This is a genomic window from Nonomuraea sp. N2-4H (assembly GCF_045291505.1).
GTDB classification, from domain to species: Bacteria; Actinomycetota; Actinomycetes; order Streptosporangiales; family Streptosporangiaceae; genus Nonomuraea; species Nonomuraea fastidiosa.
Map to the genome: position 1 here is coordinate 6,500,343 of NZ_CP147987.1, position 16,767 is coordinate 6,517,109.

The window sequence follows — 16,767 nt, forward strand, 5'->3', positions numbered from 1 at the left end:
ACTTCCCGCCGGGCGACCATCGGTTACGTCTTCTTTACTGATGATCGACGTTCCGATTGGCCAGACGACAGTCTAGGGGGAAGACTGGCATGGAACGTCCATAACGGAAACAAAACGATTGTGCGGCTAGACTTGGGGCTGTCATGAGTTGCGAACACCTCGTATGCGCGCAGTGCGCCCACCCCGTGATCGAGGGACGCTGCCCCATGTGCCGGGCGAGCCGAGAGCGGATGCACAACCACGGCTTCGCCGGGCTGTCACCCGCGCTCGTCGCGCTGCTGCTCGTCGCCCTGCTCCTGCTGACGCTGGCCGCCGAGCACCTAGTCGGCGGCGCCTGACTCCTGCCGCCGCATCCATCGGATCTCCGACTCGATGAACTCGTCGAGGTCGCCGTCGAGCACCGCTGACGGGTTGCCGGCCTCGGTGCCGGTGCGCAGGTCCTTGACGATCTGATAAGGGTGCAGCACGTAGTTACGGATCTGCGTGCCCCACGAGGTGGTCGTCGCGCCCCGCAGCTCCGACATCTTCTCGGCCTCTTCCTGCCGCTTGAGCTCCAGCAGCTTGGCCTGCAGGACGGCCATCGCCGTGGCGCGGTTCTGCAGCTGCGAACGCTCGTTCTGGCAGGAGACCACGATGCCGGTCGGCAGGTGGGTGATGCGCACCGCGGAGTCGGTGGTGTTGACGCCCTGGCCGCCGGGGCCGCTCGACCGGTAGACGTCGACGCGGATCTCGTCCTCGTTGATGTCGATGTGGTCGGTCTGCTCGACGACGGGCACGACGTCGACGCCCGCGAACGAGGTCTGCCGCCGCCCCTGGTTGTCGAACGGGCTGATGCGCACCAGACGGTGGGTGCCGTGCTCGCCGCGCAGCGTGCCGTAGGCGTAGGGCGCCTTGATGGCGAAGGTGGCCGACTTGATGCCGGCCTCTTCGGCGTAGGAGGTCTCGTAGACCTCGGTCGGGTAGCCCTTGCGCTCGGCCCAGCGGAGGTACATGCGCAGCAGCATCTCCGCCCAGTCGGCCGCGTCGACGCCGCCGGCCTGGGAGTTGATCGTGATGAGCGCCTCGCGGGCGTCGTACTCGCCCGACAGCAGCGTGCGGACCTCCAGCGCGCCGATGTCGGAGCGCAGCGACTGCAGCTCCTTGTCGGCCTCGGCCCGCGTGTCGTCGTCGCCCTCCTCGGCCGCCAGCTCGTAGAGGACCGTCAGGTCGTCGAGCCGCCTGGCGATGCCCTCGACCCGGTTGAGCTCGCCCTGGAGGTGGGAGAGCCTGCTGGTCACCTTCTGGGCCTGCTCGGGGTCGTCCCACAGGTCGGGCGCGGCAACCTGCTGCTCCAGCTCCTCGATCTGCTTGCGCATCGCGTCGAGGTCGAGCACGTCCTGGATGCTGCGGAGCGTGCCCCGAAGCTCGTTGATCTCTTCTGCCGGATCGATGCCTGCCACGTCTCCCAAGGGTACGCGACCCGCGCGGGCCCGAATAACATGGCGAGGTGCGTGCATACGGTCGGCGGAGGACGCTGGCGCTCGCCGCCGGTCTTCTCGCCGCGGTGACCGCCTGCTCCGGCGATGCCCGCCCGGCCCCTTCGACACCGGCGGCGGCCACCTCGACACCCTCGCCATCTCCTGAGCCGCCGGTCGTCACCAAGCAGGAGGCGGCCGAGGAGTTCGCCGCCTACACCCGTACCGACGACCTGCTGCGCCGCGTGCCGAGCGACTTCCAGGGCCGGCTGCTGCAGGTGCAGGACATCACGACCGGCGGGCAGTGGCAGCTCACCCAGGCCGCCTACCTGTCCACCGGCTACGACCCGCCGCGCCACCGGTGGGGCACGCCGACGTTCTACGTGCCGAGGTTCGCCAAGGGCGACGGCGCGCCCTGGTTCAGCGTGCTGGTGACGCGTGACGACCGGCCCACGCTGCTGACGTTCGTGAAGTTCGACCGCTGGCGGCTCAGCTCGGCCGCCGAGCTGCTGCCCGGCCAGAAGCTGCCGCCGATCAAGCTCGACGCCGAGGGCTACGCCACGGCCGTGCCCGCCGACGACAAGACCATCACGATCAGCCCGCAGTTCATCGGCCCCGTCCACGCGAGCGTGGCCGAGACGGGCAAGGCGGGCGTCACCGACGGCCTGCTCGCCGCCGGGCCCTACACCACCGAGGTGGCCGAGCAGATCGCCGAGCGCCGCGAGAGCGCCAAGAGCGACGGCTTCAGCTACGACTCGATCTTCAGCGCCGACAACTTCCCCGTGTACGCACTGCGCACCGAGGACGGCGGCGCGCTCATCCAGTACTCGCTGTCGCGCACCACGTCCACGCAGACCAAGACGGCCGAGGACGACTACATCCCGGTGCCCGACTCGGCGCGCTGGGCGATCAGCTCGCCGGTGCTGCGCCGCTCGCTCAAGCTCACCGAGACACACCAGTACGCGACCGCCGTGCCGCCGCTGTCCGCCCCGGCGCCCGCGCCCGTGATCGCCCACGACGGCGCGCTCACCCGCGCCTCCGGCCAGTAGCCGGTAGGGCGCCCGGAGGACGCCGAGAGCCCGCTGAGCAGCGGTGAAGGCGGCGCGAGAGCCCTTTGAGCGGCGGCCCAGGCGGGCTCAGACGCGCGCGAGAGCCCTGTGAGCGGCCGCCCGTGCCCGATGCCTGCCCAGAGTGCCGGGGCGGGCGGGAAAGCCCGCCCCGGCCGCTCTCACGCCTCCGTGTGAGGCAGGTTGCTCGAGGCCACCAGCGTGCGGATGGCGCGCAGCGCGACCGACAGCGTGGCCAGGTCGAAGTTGTCGCTCTCCCAGATCTCCGACAGCGTCTGCCTGGCCCTGGCGACGGCCGCCGAGTTGGCCTCGGTCCAGCTCGCCAGCCGCTCCTCGGGCGACAGGCCCGGCTTGCTGTGCGCCAGCACGTCGCGGGTCAGCGAGGCGTGCGCGGCGTACAGGTCGTCGCGCAGCGCCGAGCGCGCCATCGAGTTCCACCGGTTGTCGCGGGGCAGCGCGATGATGCGCTCGCGCAGCCGGGCGAGCTGCAGCCGGTCGGCCAGGTCGAAGTAGACCTCGCCGACCTCGTTGACCGGACGTCCGGTCAGCGACGCGATCTCCACCAGGTCCAGCGTCGAGTACGCGGGCACCATCGCGGCCACCCGCTCGGCCATCTCCTCGGGCACCCCGCGGGCCACGAACGAGTCGCGGCGCTCCTCGTACGCGGCGAGGTCGGGCCCGGTGAGCAGCTTCGGCAGGTGCGCGATGAGCCCGTTGACGCCCTTGTCGAAGAACGCGATCGAGGCGGCGAGGTCGAGCGGCGGCCGCCGGTTGACCAGCAGCCAGCGCGCGCCGCGCTCGGCCAGCTTGCGGGCTTCGAGCAGCATCTTGATCTGCGTGGCGGTGTCGACCTGGTTGTCCAGCGACTCGACCGCGCGGTAGAAGCCGGGCAGGTCGAAGACCTCACGCGCCACCAGGTACGCCCGCACGATGTCGGGCGTGGACGCGCCGGTCTCCTCGCCGAAGCGGTACAGGAACGTGGTGCCCGCGGAGTTGACCAGCTCGTTCACCACGCGGGTGGTGATGATCTCGCGGCGCAGCGGGTGCGCGTCCATGTACGTCCTGAACCGCTCGCGCAGCGCGGACGGGAAGTACTCGACCAGCCACGACGCCAGGTAGGGGTCGTCCGGCAGGTCGGAGCCGAGCAGCTCGGCGTCGGCCACCAGCTTGGTGTAGGCGAGCAGCACGGAGAACTCGGGCGCGGTGAGCCCGAGCCTGGCCTGGCGCCGCTCGGCGAGCGTCTTGTCCGACGGCAGGAACTCCAGCTCCCGGTTGACCAGCCCGTCGCGTTCGAGCTTGCGCAGGTAGCGAGAGTGGATGTGCAGCATCGAGACGGCCTGCGCGCGGGCCGCGGCGAGCACGACGTTCTGCGCGTAGTTGTCGCGCAGCACCAGCTCGGCGACCTCGTCGGTCATCGAGGTGAAGAGCTGGTTGCGCTGCTTGTCGGTCAGCTCGCCGTCGCGGACGACCTGGTCGAGCAGGATCTTGATGTTCACCTCGTGGTCGGAGGTGTCGACGCCGGCCGAGTTGTCGATGAAGTCGGTGTTGATCAGCCCGCCGTTGAGCGCGAACTCGATGCGGGCGAGCTGGGTGAAGCCGAGGTTGCCGCCCTCGCCGACGACCTTGCAGCGCAGCTCGGAGGCGTTGACGCGAAGCCCGTCGTTGGCCTTGTCGCCCACGTCGGTGTGGGACTCGGAGGTGGCCTTGACGTACGTGCCGATGCCGCCGTTCCACAGCAGGTCTACCGGGGCCTTCAGGATGGCGCTGATCAGCTCGTGGGGCGCCATGGACGCGACTCCGGCCGGGATGCCGAGCGCCTCGCGCATCTGCGGGGTGATCTGGATCGACTTGGCGGTGCGCGGGAAGACGCCGCCGCCCGGGGAGATCAGCTCGGGGTTGTAGTCCTCCCACGAGCTGCGCGGCAGCTCGAACAGGCGGCGCCGCTCGGCGTACGAGCGGGCGGCGTCGGGCGAGGGGTCGACGAAGATGTGCCGGTGGTCGAAGGCGGCGACCAGCCTGATGTGCTGCGAGAGCAGCATGCCGTTGCCGAACACGTCGCCCGACATGTCGCCGATGCCGACCACGGTGAAGTCGGTCGTCTGGACGTCCACGCCCATCGTGCGGAAGTGGTACTTGACCGACTCCCACGCGCCGCGGGCGGTGATGCCCATGCCCTTGTGGTCGTAGCCGATGGAGCCGCCGGAGGCGAAGGCGTCGCCCAGCCAGAAGCCGTACTCCTTGGCGACCTCGTTGGCGATGTCGGAGAACGTCGCGGTGCCCTTGTCGGCGGCGACGACGAGGTAGGTGTCGTCGCCGTCGTGCCTGACGACGTCGGGCGGCGGCACGACCTTGCCGGCCACGAGGTTGTCGGTGACGTCGAGCAGGCCGGAGATGAACATCCGGTAGCAGGCCACGCCCTCGGCGAGCAGATCCTCCCGCTTGCCGGATTTCGGCGGCTTCTTGACGACGAATCCGCCCTTAGAGCCGGTCGGCACGATCACGGTGTTCTTCACCATCTGCGCCTTGACCAGGCCGAGGATCTCCGTACGGAAGTCCTCCATCCGGTCCGACCACCGCAAACCGCCCCGCGCGACCTTGCCGAAGCGCAGGTGCACACCTTCGACGCGCGGCGAGTACACGAAGATCTCGTACTTCGGCCGGGGCAGCGGCAGCACGCTGATGGCCTGCGGGTCGAACTTCAGCGAGATGTACGGCTTGCGCGCCCCGTTCACCGTCTGGAAGTAGTTGGTCCGCAGCGTCGCGTGGATCATCTCCAGGTAGGCCCGCAGGATGCGGTCCTCGTCCAGCGAGGCCACCTCGTCAAGCGCCCCGAGTATCTCCTCGTTGAGCGCCTCGACGAGGTCGGTCCGCACGTCCTCGCCGCGCTTCGGGTCGAGCTTGGCCTCGAACAGATGCACCAGCAGCCGCGCGATCCTGACGTTGCCGTTGAGCACGGCCTCCATGTACGGCTGGGAGAACGTGCTGCCCGCCTGGCGCAGGTACTTGGCGTAGGCCCGCAGGATCTCGACCTGCTCCCAGGTGAGCCCGGCGCTGAGGATGAGCGCGTTGAAGTCGTCCGCCTCCACCCGGCCCGTCCACAGGGCGTTCAGACCGTCCTGGAAGAGCTTCTTGAAGTCCTTCCTGTCGACGCCCTCGGCCGGGGTGTAGCGCAGGCCGAAGTCGTAGATCCAGGCGTTCTTGGTGCGCGGGTCGTTGTCGCGGTCGATCTCGTACGGCCGCTCGTCCACGACCTCGACCCCGAGCCGCTGGATCAGCGGCAGCGCCTGCGACAGCGAGATGGGCGAGCCGATCTTGTAGATCTTCAGCCGCCGCTCCCCCTCGGCCGCGTCGTACGGCTCGTACAGGTTGATGCCGACCTTGTCGCCGTCGCCGGCCGCGACGAGCTGTTCGAGCCGCTGGAGGTCGGCCACGGCCACCTTGGGCGGGAAGTCCGCCTTGTAGCCCTCGGGGAAGGCGGAGGCGTAGCGCTTGATGAGCTGGGGCGCCTCCTCCTCGGAGGTCAGCTCGGTCAGCGCGGCGGCCAGGTCGTCCTCCCAGGAGCGGGTGAGGGCCGCAAGCCGGGACTCCAGCTCTTCGACGTCCACGCTGGGCGGCGGGAGCTGCTTGCCGCGCTCGCCGCGTACGACGACGTGCAGCCGGGCCAGCGTCGACTCGCCGATCATGGCGCTGTAGTCGATGGACGTGCCGCCGAGCGCCTTGAGCAGCACCTCCTGCATCTTCAGCCGGACCTTGGTGGTGTAGCGGTCACGCGGCAGGTAGATCAGGCAGGAGATGTAGCGGCCGTAGTCGTCGCGGCGCAGGAAGAGCTTGACCTGCTTGCGCTCGCGCAGCCGCAGCACGCCGAGCGCGATCGGCAGGAGCTGGTCGAGCGAGGTCTGGAACAGCTCGTCGCGGGGGAAGGTCTCCAGGATCTCGATGAGGTCCTTGCCGTCGTGGCTGTCGGGGGCGAGCCCGGCCTTATCGAGCACGTCGGCCAGCTTGCGGCGCAGCACGGGGATCCGCGAGATCGACTCGTTGTAGGCCACGTGGGTGAACAGGCCGAGGAAGCGCCGCTCGCCGATCACCTCGCCCTCGGGTGAGAACAGCTTCACCCCGATGTAGTCGAGGTAGGAGGCCCGGTGCACGGTGGCCTTGGAGTTGGCCTTCGTGATGATCATGAGCTGCTTCTCGCGCGCCTTGGCCCGCACCTCGGGCGGCAGCGCGGCGAAGCTCTCCGAGCCGGCCTTGTCGTCGCGGAGGATGCCGAGCGCCGCTCCGGGCACCGCGCGCAGCGCCTCGCCGTCGTCGGTGTGCTCAAGGCGGTACTCGCGGTAGCCGAGGAAGGTGAAGTGCCCGTCGGCGAGCCAGCGCAGCAGGTCGATGCTGTCCTCGACCTCGGCGGGCTCAAGCGGCGGCGGGTTCATGCCCAGGTCTTCTGCCGTCTGTACGGCGAGGGCGCGCATCTTCGCGTAGTCCTCGACCGTGTGGCGCACGTCGGCGAGCACCTTCAGCAGGTCGGCCTCGAGCCTCTTGAGCACCAGGGGGTCGGACTGCCGGTCGATCTCGATGTGGATCCACGACTCGGCCAGCATCTGGCCGGTGATGTCCTCCTGGCCGCGGCCGAGCATCCTGCCGGTCATGTCGCGGCGTACCCGCATCTGCGGGTGGACCACCAGGTGGGTGCCGAGGCCGTGGCGGTCGAGCTCCATCGTGACGGAGTCGACCAGGAACGGCATGTCGTCGGTCACCACCTCGACCACGGAGTGGCCGGGGTCCCAGCCGTTCTCCTCGATCGTGGGGGTGTAGGCACGGACCACCGCCCTGCCCTGAGGGCGGACCTCCGCGAGCTGCCTCTGGGACATCGCGGGGCCGTACACGTCAACGGGGTTGCGGTCGAGCAGGTCCTCCGGCGCGACATGTCGGTAATAGAGCCGCAGGAAGGACAGCGCCTCCTCGGCGCTCATATGCTCACTGCCGGCCGCGCAGCTTTCCGCGGCTCGCTGGAGCAGCTCATCCTTGGCCTCGTCGAGCGGCATCTCGCTCTCACTCCTTTGTGAGGGTTCGCCATGGCTGTTCATAGCCAGGCCCTTAGTTCCCACAGCAGCGGGAAGTAGTGCAGGCGCGTCCTGCCGCGCAGATAGGGAGCACCGGTCGAGCCGCCTGTGCCCGACTTGGTGCCGATCTGGCGTTCGACCATCTGGACGTGGCGCATCCGCCACAGCGCGGCGGTCTCGTCGTGCGTCAGCAGGTCTTCGGCCAGTTGCCACAGGTCGTCGTGAGACCCGCGGTCCCTCGCCACGGCCAGCAGCGAGTCCATGATCTCGCTGTCGGAGACCGGCAGGCCACGCTGGGAAAGGGCGGTCAGGTAAGCATCCCACAGGGTGGGCTCCGCGAGCCTGCGGCGCAGCCGGGCGAGCTCGTCCTCGCCCGCGTGCCTGAAGGAGCCGAGATAGCGCTCGTCCTTCAGCCCCGGCAGGAACTCCAGCTCCCTGAACTGCACCGACTGGAACCCGCTCGCGGGCGCCAGACCGGCGCGGAAGGCCAGGAAGTCCTGCGGGGTCATCGTCTCCAGGACCTCGACCTGCTGGATCATCACCCGCTCGACCGCGTGCACCCGCCGGAACAGGTGCCTGGCCCGCCACAGCTCGCCCGCGAACATCGCGGCGCGCGCCGACTCCAGCTCGTGGAGCAGCAGCTTGAACCACAGCTCGTAGACCTGGTGCGTGGTGATGAACAGCAGCTCGTCAGGGGCCGCGGACTGCGGCCGCTGCTGGTCGAGGAGCTCGGGCAGGCGGAGGTAGTCGCCGTAGGAGAGCAGACCGCCTTCCTCACCGAACCGCCGGCGTGGGGGATCGGGCGCATCACCATCGATGCCCACCGAACACCTCCCCCTGACCACCCGGCCAGGTCAGACCGGGCGTGACGCCTTGCCCTACCGATACCACCCGAAAAGGGGACGAACGTCAACGTGACATGGAGGACATCGGCGGGTCGTCGCCCGTGGTCGAGGAGGGGTCGTGTTTGAGCTCGTCGAGCTGCAGGGGCACCTCGGCGAGCTCGACCAGCTCAGCCTGGCATCGCTCACACGTTTCGAGGTGGCGTTCGAACGCCTCGTGCTCTTCCTCATCGAGGACGCCGAGGACGTAGGCGGCCACCCCGTCGTGCATCAGCCGGCTACCCCCTTGTCCCGCAGCAGCTCGCGGAGAGCCCGGATCCCGTAGTAGAGCCGGGACTTCACCGTGCCCGGCGGGATCCCCAGAATCTCCGCCGCTTCACTTATCGTACGGTCTCGGAGGTAGGTCTGCTCAATGACTTCGCGGTGTTCCGGAGACAGGGACCGCAGCGCGTCAGCGACGACCATCGCCGATAACGCGCGTTCCGATCCGTCCGGGACCGACATCATGTCGACTTCAGGCGGCTCGACCTCCTGCGGCCGGACGCTCTTCCGCCGACGACCATCAATGACTATGCGGCGGGCCACGGTGAGCAGCCACGCCCATATCAGGCTCGGTTCCCATTGCAGTCTTGCCGAGTTTCGCCAGGCTCTGACGATCGTCTCCTGCACGACGTCTTCAGCCCACTGAAGGTCGTTACCTGTTGATTTGCGTACGTGGCGCAGCAGAGGGCCGCCGAACTCCTGGTAGAGCACCGCGATGCGGTGCTCCGCCTCGGCATCCGCACTCTCGAACCTGCCGTCGAGGTGACCTAGCACGGGGCACATCTTTACACCTTCGTTATCCAAGCGGTAGCCACTCCGATAACTCCAGTCATTTCTAACTATCTCCGGCCATACGTGAACCTCGCCTGCTACGGCCGCGTACCTCCGACCATGCACAGGCTTTTGCGCGGCGAGTTGTTCATGCTCGGCGGCTTCGTGGTAGCCGCCGCCGCGACGATCGCGCTGGTCATGCCCTCGGCGATCGGCCCCGCGTCCGCTCAGTGGGCGCCGCGGTCGTCGGGGCCGCTGACGGCCGCCGACGTCGATCTGCTCATCAAGGTACGCCAGGCGGGCCTTTGGGAGATGCCCGTCGGTGAGTACGCCCAGACCCGCGCCGAGTCCCAACGCGTGAAGGAAGTCGGGAAGCTTCTGCGGGACGAGCACAAGGAGCTCGACCTGCTCACCCGCCAGACGGCCAAGAAGCTCGGCGTGGCCCTGCCCGACGAGCCGAACCCCGACCAGCAGCGCTGGATGGCCCAGCTGGCGTCGGAGAGCGGCCCGGCCTTCGACAAGGACTTCGCCAACCTGTTGCGTGCCGCGCACGGGAAGGTCTTCCCCGTCGTGGCGGGCGTGCGGTCCGGGACCAGGAACTCCGAGATCCGGAAGTTCGCCCAGGAAGGCATCAACTACGTGATGCGCCACATGGCGTACCTGGAGTCCACGGGCCTGGTCGACCATCGCCGGCTCCCGGAAGCGCCGACGCCCTCACCCGCTCCACCCGTCGTCAACGGCGGTTGAAAGAGGAGACACACATGACGAGATCCAGACGCATGGCCGCGGCCGTGTCCGCGCTGGCCGTGACGGCGACCGGCCTGGTGTCCGCGGCCGTCATCGGCGTAGGCCCGGCGATGGCCGCCCCCTGCATCCCCGGACAGACCGGCCAGTCACCTCAGGGGCGGCAGACACAGCAGCCCGGCAGGAACCAGCAGGGCAGAAACCAGCAGGGCAGGAACGACCGCGACTTCGACCGAGACTTCGACCGAGACTTCGACCGGGACTTCGACCGGGACTTCGACCGGGACTTCGACCGGCGCGGCCGGGGACAGCAGGACCAGGACCAGGACCAGCAGAGCCGCAACCGTCAGGGCGGCCGGCAGCAGGATCAGGACGGGCAGGGTTTCGACCGGCAGGCGCCGCAGGGCGGCAGCGTGGCCGTGGACCCGCGCTCCCCCGGCGACGAGCCCGATGACAGCCCCTCGCTTTTCTCGCGCCGCCGCGGCGGCAACCCGATCAATTCCCCCAGCCCGACCCCCAGCCCGACCGATAATCAGGGCAATCCGGACAACGGAAATAACAACGACAATAACGGGAACGGAACCAACGACGGGAGCAACAACGGCGACAACGGGAACGTAGGCGACAACAACGGGAACAACGGGAACGACGGGAATACAGGCGACAACGGCGGCAACAACGGAAACAACGGGGATAACGGCAACAACAACGGCGACAATGGCAATGGCGGCGACAACGGCGGGGACAACGGCAACGCCGACCCCTCGCAGAGCCCCTCGCCCTCTCCGACCGCCGGTGACCCCTGCGCCGACCTCGGCCCGTTCCTCCAGGACTTCGTGGACATCCGCCGGGTCCAGCCGACCCGCCTCGACGCGCGGTTCAGCAGGAACGGCTCGCGCGGCTCGTTCGTCTCGCGCTGCGGCACCAACCGCGAGGGCCACAACAACCCGGACAACTTCATCGTCGCCCCCGGCGTGCAGAACGGCGCGCACCACCTGCACGACTACGTGGGCAACCTCTCGACCGACGCGTTCTCGACCGACGAGAGCCTGGCGGCGGCGGACACGACCTGCCGGCTCGGCGACCAGTCCACGTACTTCTGGCCGGTGATCAGGGATCGCAGGTCCGACACGAACGCCGGCGACCCGGACGGCAACGTCGGCCAGGTGCTGCGGCCCCGCTCGGTGCAGCTGCAGTTCCGCGGCAACCCGACCTCCAGGGTCGTCGCCATGCCGAGGTTCATGAGGATCATCACCGGCGACGCCAAGGCGGCCACCAACGGCACCGCTAACGCACGCGCCGCCTGGACGTGCACGGGATTCCAAAATCGCATAACAACCGACAAATATCCGCTTTGCCCGCGCGGGAGCCTGGTGGTTCGTATCCTGGACTTCCCCAGCTGCTGGGACGGCCAGAACACCGACAGCGCCAATCACCGCACGCACGTGGTCTTCCCCGGCCAGAACGGTGCCTGCCCCCAGGGGACCAGGGCGATCCCCCAGCTCCGCATGACCCTCACGTACGCAGTACCGCAAGGACCCTCGTACGCCCTGGACGCCTTCCCCGAGCAGAAGCACAACCCGGTCACCGACCACGGCGACTTCGTCAACGTGATGCCCGACAGGCTGATGCAGAACGTCGTCAACTGCATCAACCGGGGCCGCCGTTGCTGATCTGATCGGCCGCCCGACCAGGGCACCCAGCCTTCCGAGTCGCACCCTCACTCGACCTTGGAGGGAAATACATGCTCCACAGACGACACCCCAGGCACGCCCCCACCCTGCTGGACACCAGGAACGTCCGGCTGGGGGCGAGCGCGCTGATCGCGGCCGTCCTGCTCTCGGCGTTCGCGCTGACCAGGACGGAGCAAGGCATCGCGCTGCTGGGCCGAGGGGTCGGCTTCCTCGAGTTCTACGCGGGCGTGTTCGCCCTGGTACTGCTGACCGCGACCGTCGCGCTCGGCCTGATCACCACAGAACGCGTCTTCCTGTCCCCGGCCAACCGGGTCAGGGCCCAGCTCGCGCACCGGGCGACCGCGCTCATCGGGCTGGCGTTCCTGCTGACGCACATCACGCTCATGATCAGCCTGGGGCACGTGCCGCCGGGGGCCGCGGTCGTGCCGATCGCCGGGATCTGGGTGGGATTCGGCACCCTGGCCTTCGACCTCATGGTCGTGGCCGTGGTGACGGGCATGATCCGAGGACGCTTCGCCGTACGGAACAGGCCGTGGATGTGGCGGATCCTCCACTCCGCCGCGTACCTCGCCTGGCCCATCGGCATCATGCACGGATTGACGGCCGGCTGCCCGCCGGCCGGTTGGGTGGCCTGGTCGTACGTGGCCAGCATGGCGGCGGTCGGCAGCGCGCTGATCGTCCGCGTGCTGGCCACGGTCCGGCGGCCGCCGGTCGTACCCGAGAGGGTGCCGGGGCCCGCGGTCACGTCCGCCGCTCCGGTGGGCGTGCCCGCCGAGCGCCCCGCCGCCGCCCGGAACAGGGCGCAGGACAGCAGCAGGCAGGCCGCCGCCGCGGCGACGGCACGGGCCGACGCGCCCGTCAGCCTCGCCGAGGCGCGCCGCAGGTACAGGGAGGCGGGATGACCCCGCCCGCACGCGAACAGGAGGCTTCGTGATACCCGCCCGCGTCCCACGGGTGCTGCGCATGGGTCCGGCCCGGCTCACCGCCGGACTGGACCACTGCCGCCGTCTCGACCTGCCCGCCCACCGCACCCTGCACGGCCTCGTGGAGCCGCGCGAGCTGACCGAGCTCATCTCGTACGCCAACGAGGTGGACATGCGGGGCCGCGGCGGCGCGGCGTTCCCCTTCGCCAGGAAGCTGCGCGCGGTGGCGGACGCCGCGGGCACCGGCGAGAGCGTCGTGCTGGTCAACGGCGCCGAAGGCGAGCCGGCCAGCTCGAAGGACGCCATGCTGCTCACCCGCAACCCGCACCTCGTACTCGACGGCGCGGTGCTGGCCGCCGAGGCGCTCGGCGCCCGCGAGGTCGTCGTCGCCACGGCGGGCGGCGAGGTCGCCGAGGCGTCCGTCGCCGCCGCCGTGGCCGAGCGCCGCGCGGCCAACGTCTCCGGCGGTGCCGAGAGCCGCGTCCCGATCAGGGTGGTCGGGATCAAGGAACGGTTCATCTCCGGTGAGGGCGGCGCCCTCGTCCGGGCGGTCAACGGGGAGGAGGGCATCCCGCCGGGCAGGAAGAAGCGCGCCGCGCACAGCGGCGTGGACGGGCTGCCGACCCTGCTGTCCAACACCGAGACGTACGCGCAGCTCGCGCTGCTGGCCGAGTACGGCCCCGATAAGTACGCGGAAGTGGGCACCGCCAAGGAGCCCGGCACGATCCTGCTCACCGTCAGCGGCGGCGCCGCCAACGGCGCGGTGATCGAGACGCCCACCGGCACCCTGCTGGCCGACGTGCTCGCGCTGTGCGAGGCGGACGCCGGCGACGGGGTGCTGGTCGGCGGCTACCACGGCGCGTGGCTGTCGGCCGAGGCCGTCGAGACGGCGGTCATCTCGCGCGAGGGCATGAAGGCGGCAGGGGCCACCCTCGGCGCGGGCATCATCGTGCCGCTCGGCGAGTCCACGTGCCCGCTCGGCGAGGCGGCCAGGGTCGCCTCCTATCTGGCGTCGGAGTCCGCCGGGCAGTGCGGGCCGTGCCGGCTCGGGCTGCCCGACGTCGCCAGGGCCCTCTGCGCGCTCGCCGAGGGCACCGGCTCCGTGGACGCGGTGCGCCGCGCCGTACGCGTCGTCGAGCGCCGCGGTGCCTGCTTCCACCCGGACGGCACGGCCAAGTTCGTGCTGTCGGCTCTGGACGCGTTCGAGGACGAGATCGCCATCCACCTGGAGCACGGCTCGTGCGGCCGTCCGGTACGCGGCGTACTGCCCATGCCGGAGCGCGAGCCCGAACCCGAGTACCGGCTGGAGGTCGACTGGTCCCGCTGCGCCGGGCACGGCCTGTGCGCGCACCTGCTGCCCGAGTTCGTGGACCTCGACGACTACGGGTTCCCGTCGTTCAGGACGATTCCCGGGTTCATGCTCAAGGAGGCGCGCCGGGCCGTCGACATGTGCCCCGCGCTCGCCCTGCGCCTGGCCCAGACCACCGGCGACAGCCCCAAACCGGCCGGCTCCCCGCTACGGCTGGTCAAGGGCGGCGTGCTGAAGAAGGCCGGGGACGGCGTGCCCCGCCTGGCCCGCGTGGGCGGCCTCCCCCGCTTCTCCCGGGTAGGCGGCCCCGCCTGACCCGAGGGGCCCGGCGCCGTGAACGCCCGTCCTCGCAACACCCGCCGAGCAGACGCGCACCACCCGCCGGGCCCCCACCCGCCGAACAGACGCCCACCGGCCCTCCCGCCCACCGAACAGACACCCACCAGCCTTCCCACCCGCCCAGACGCCCCACCACCCACCGCACCCTCCCGCGCGAAGAGCTCCGCCTATCGCCGCACCACGCCACCCACCACTCACGCACCCGCCACTTACCGCCCGCACCACGCCACCCACCACTCACGCACCCGCCACTTACCGCCCGGGCCACGCCACCCGCCCCTCACGCCACGCCACCCGCGCCACGCCACTTACCGCCCGCGCCACGCTGCCCGCCGCCGAAGTGCTGCACCCACCGCTTCTTCCCGACGCCCAGCGCCGAACAGCGCCGCCCAGCACCGCGGCTCTCGCGCCCGAACCGTTACGCTCGCCACCCTTCGCGACACCCGCCACTCATCCCCGACCCCGGCCCGGAGCGCTGCGCCACCGCCCGGAGCGCTGCGCCGCCGTCCGGCACGCTCACGCACCGCTACCCCATCGCCCCGAAAGGCCCACGCCACCCACGCCACAGCGCGCCCGCCGCAGGAGCGTTACGCCCGCCGTTCTTTCCCCGGCGCCCGTCCCCCCAGAGCGGTCAGGGTGGGACCGTCCCCGGCCGGACCAACCGCCCCCGCGCAGCCGGACCGGCCGACCGCCCCCGCGCAGCCGGAGCGGGCCCGGAGTACCCGTGGTCGGGACTGCGGCCGAGCCGGAGTGGGCGAATTCGGGCGTATTGCCGGAATGGCCGAGCCGGGCCCCTCGGCGGAACGGCGCAGGCAAGAATGGCGTCCCGCAGCCGCGCCAGCAGCGCGCGCCAGAAATGTCACTATGGTCCGAAATTTCGAGAAATCTCATCGGAAGGCGCGCACCGAAAACTTCCCGCGCACATGCACCGGCTCCCCGATCTTCACCATCTGGTAGAGCCGCTTGGACGTCTCGAGCGGCAGCCGCACGCACCCGTGCGACGCCGGGCGCAGCGGGACCTTCGTCGAGCCGTGCATGGCGATGGCCCCGGTGAAGTAGAGCGAGTTGTACATCGACCCGAGCGGCCCGGTCGTCCAGCCGGGAGCGCGGCGCAGCACGCGGAAGTCGCCGACCGGCGTGATGGCGTTGCCGCAGCGCCCGTTCTCGCAGTAGCGCACTTCGGCGCCGGTGGAGATGTGCGAGATCAGCACGGGCCTGCGGCTGCGGTAGACGACGAGCAGCTGCTTGGTGAGGTTGATCTCCACCCGGTTGGCCGCGCCTTGCGGCACCAGCACCTTGTGCCTGACGGGCTTGTCCAGCGCTGACAGCATCTTCGGCCCGACCTGGTTGCTCAGCATCATCCGCTTGTGCTTCTGGAACGCCCAGACGGCGAACTTGGTCTGCTCGTCGTACTTGCCGTTGATGGGTCCGAAGTAGTAGCGGCCCCGGTGGAGCTTGCGCTGGAGGGTACGGACGGCCGCGCCCTTGTCACCCGGGCGGAGCAGCACCGGCTTGCTCTCCGCCTCCTCCTCGGTCGTCGTGCTCTCGGCGGGGGGAGGCGGGCTGAGGAGGCGGACCGCCCCTGCGGCGGACGTGGTGGCCGGCGTTGCGGCAGACGCGGCGGAGGCGGGCAGCGGGGTCTCGGTGAACGGAACGACGGCGGCGGCGGACAGAGCGAACACGGTGAATGTCTGAAGCTTTATCGTCATAAATCGACGCCTACCCAGACACCAGAGAATTCATGGTTTTGTCGAGGAAAAGACGCGGCTAATATCGAGATTCAGGAAAATGCGCTTTTGTCGGAAAAATGACTCGCGCGGCCGCCACCGCGTCTGGCAGCATCCCGTGCCATGCGTAACTGGCCGCTCTTCGAGCTACAGATCACCACACCCAACCTCAGCCTGCGCGTCCCCTCCCTGGAGGAGCTCGACGAGCTGGCCGACCGCGCCGCCGAGGGCGTCCACGAGGAGGGGCAGATGCCGTTCGTCGTCCCGTGGACCGAGGGCACGCCGGCCGAGCGCGCGCAGCGCACGATCCAGTACCACTTCACCACTTGGGGCCGCTTCAACGCGGACGAGTGGGCGATCGAGTTCGTCGTCGTACGCGACGGCCAGGTCGTCGGCACCCAGGGCGTGACGGCGAGCGGCTTCCCCGTCCTGAAGGAGGTCCAGACGGGCTCCTGGCTGGGCAGGCGCTTCCAGGGGCAGGGCGTGGGCACCGAGATGCGCCAGGCGGTGCTGCACTTCGCGTTCGCCGGCCTCGGTGCCCGGTACGCGCTGACCGAGGCGTTCGACGACAACCCCGCCTCCCTGGGCGTCACGCGGAAGCTCGGCTACCACGACGACGGCTTCAACCTGTTCAAGCGCGGCGGCGAGCCGGTGGTCAGCCGCCGCTTCCGCCTGCCCAGGGAGGACTGGAAGGAGCAGCCCGGGTTCGAGATCCACGGCCTGGAGGCGTGCCTGCCCCTGTTCGGCCTGAAGGACTGACCCGCGCCGCCCCGGGTGAACCCGCGCCGATCCCGGGCGGAC

13 protein-coding genes are annotated in these 16,767 nt (G+C 69.9%); 7 read left to right on the forward strand and 6 right to left on the reverse strand.

All coding sequences use genetic code 11. From position 1 onward, the window contains the following. Positions 1–143 precede the first annotated feature (143 nt). Positions 144–338, forward strand: coding sequence for a hypothetical protein (locus WBK31_RS29720; protein ID WP_364060310.1), 195 nt, complete (start codon positions 144–146; stop codon positions 336–338). On the opposite strand, the gene prfB is transcribed toward WBK31_RS29720, so the two are convergent. Continuing rightward, entirely contained in the window at positions 321–1,439 is a 1,119-nt protein-coding gene (gene prfB / locus WBK31_RS29725; RefSeq protein ID WP_364060307.1) for a peptide chain release factor 2, read from the reverse strand. The two genes, WBK31_RS29720 and prfB, sit on opposite strands and share 18 nt — an antisense overlap. A 47-nt stretch (positions 1,440–1,486) precedes the next feature. Between prfB and WBK31_RS29730 the strand changes: the two genes are divergently transcribed. Then, positions 1,487–2,503, forward strand: coding sequence for a hypothetical protein (locus tag WBK31_RS29730; protein WP_364060304.1), 1,017 nt, complete (start codon positions 1,487–1,489; stop codon positions 2,501–2,503). 179 nt (positions 2,504–2,682) lie between these two features. Here WBK31_RS29730 and WBK31_RS29735 read toward each other — a convergent pair whose 3' ends face one another. From WBK31_RS29735 to WBK31_RS29750, 4 genes are all read right to left on the reverse strand, one after another. Further along, positions 2,683–7,557 carry an NAD-glutamate dehydrogenase gene (locus WBK31_RS29735; RefSeq protein WP_364060301.1) on the reverse strand — a complete coding sequence of 1,625 codons (4,875 nt, stop codon included), beginning with the start codon at positions 7,555–7,557 and terminating at the stop codon, positions 2,683–2,685. A 38-nt stretch (positions 7,558–7,595) separates the two neighbouring features. Further along, the gene (locus tag WBK31_RS29740) at positions 7,596–8,399 is read right to left on the reverse strand and encodes a tryptophan 2,3-dioxygenase family protein (protein ID WP_364060298.1); all 804 of its coding nucleotides are present in this window, start codon (positions 8,397–8,399) and stop codon (positions 7,596–7,598) included. An 85-nt stretch (positions 8,400–8,484) separates the two neighbouring features. Then, entirely contained in the window at positions 8,485–8,688 is a 204-nt protein-coding gene (locus WBK31_RS29745; protein ID WP_364060295.1) for a zf-HC2 domain-containing protein, read from the reverse strand. Further along, positions 8,688–9,233 carry a sigma-70 family RNA polymerase sigma factor gene (locus tag WBK31_RS29750; RefSeq protein WP_379482605.1) on the reverse strand — a complete coding sequence of 182 codons (546 nt, stop codon included), beginning with the start codon at positions 9,231–9,233 and terminating at the stop codon, positions 8,688–8,690. Before WBK31_RS29750 ends, WBK31_RS29745 begins: the two co-directional genes overlap by 1 nt. 117 nt (positions 9,234–9,350) lie before the next feature. Here WBK31_RS29750 and WBK31_RS29755 point away from each other — a divergent pair, with 117 nt between their 5' ends. The 4 genes from WBK31_RS29755 to WBK31_RS29770 all read left to right on the forward strand — a co-directional run bounded on the left by WBK31_RS29755 (position 9,351) and on the right by WBK31_RS29770 (position 14,215). Next, the gene (locus tag WBK31_RS29755) at positions 9,351–9,977 is read left to right on the forward strand and encodes a DUF4142 domain-containing protein (RefSeq protein ID WP_378786376.1); all 627 of its coding nucleotides are present in this window, start codon (positions 9,351–9,353) and stop codon (positions 9,975–9,977) included. Positions 9,978–9,991: 14 nt separating this feature from the next. Then, on the forward strand, positions 9,992–11,647 hold the full coding sequence (locus WBK31_RS29760) for a DUF1996 domain-containing protein (RefSeq protein WP_406673510.1): 1,656 nt from the start codon (positions 9,992–9,994) through the stop codon (positions 11,645–11,647). A gap of 71 nt (positions 11,648–11,718) precedes the next feature. Then, positions 11,719–12,570, forward strand: a complete 852-nt coding sequence (locus WBK31_RS29765) for a ferric reductase-like transmembrane domain-containing protein (protein ID WP_406673511.1) — start codon at positions 11,719–11,721, stop codon at positions 12,568–12,570. Positions 12,571–12,598: 28 nt separating this feature from the next. After that, on the forward strand, positions 12,599–14,215 hold the full coding sequence (locus WBK31_RS29770; RefSeq protein ID WP_406673512.1) for an NADH-ubiquinone oxidoreductase-F iron-sulfur binding region domain-containing protein: 1,617 nt from the start codon (positions 12,599–12,601) through the stop codon (positions 14,213–14,215). A gap of 911 nt (positions 14,216–15,126) precedes the next feature. On the opposite strand, the gene WBK31_RS29775 is transcribed toward WBK31_RS29770, so the two are convergent. Continuing rightward, a complete protein-coding gene (locus tag WBK31_RS29775) occupies positions 15,127–15,921 on the reverse strand; it encodes a L,D-transpeptidase family protein (RefSeq protein WP_364060282.1) in 795 nt (264 codons plus the stop codon). A 168-nt stretch (positions 15,922–16,089) separates the two neighbouring features. Here WBK31_RS29775 and WBK31_RS29780 point away from each other — a divergent pair, with 168 nt between their 5' ends. Beyond that, positions 16,090–16,725, forward strand: a complete 636-nt coding sequence (locus WBK31_RS29780) for a GNAT family protein (RefSeq protein ID WP_364060279.1) — start codon at positions 16,090–16,092, stop codon at positions 16,723–16,725. Positions 16,726–16,767 lie beyond the last annotated feature (42 nt).

Coding starts and splice junctions, on each gene's coding strand:
- WBK31_RS29720 (WP_364060310.1), top strand. CDS start 144: ATGAGTTGCGAACACCTCGTATGCGCGCAGTGCGCCCACCCCGTGATC.
- WBK31_RS29735 (WP_364060301.1), bottom strand. CDS start 7,557: ATGCCGCTCGACGAGGCCAAGGATGAGCTGCTCCAGCGAGCCGCGGAA.
- WBK31_RS29745 (WP_364060295.1), bottom strand. CDS start 8,688: ATGCACGACGGGGTGGCCGCCTACGTCCTCGGCGTCCTCGATGAGGAA.
- WBK31_RS29755 (WP_378786376.1), top strand. CDS start 9,351: ATGCACAGGCTTTTGCGCGGCGAGTTGTTCATGCTCGGCGGCTTCGTG.
- WBK31_RS29760 (WP_406673510.1), top strand. CDS start 9,992: ATGACGAGATCCAGACGCATGGCCGCGGCCGTGTCCGCGCTGGCCGTG.
- WBK31_RS29765 (WP_406673511.1), top strand. CDS start 11,719: ATGCTCCACAGACGACACCCCAGGCACGCCCCCACCCTGCTGGACACC.
- WBK31_RS29780 (WP_364060279.1), top strand. CDS start 16,090: ATGCGTAACTGGCCGCTCTTCGAGCTACAGATCACCACACCCAACCTC.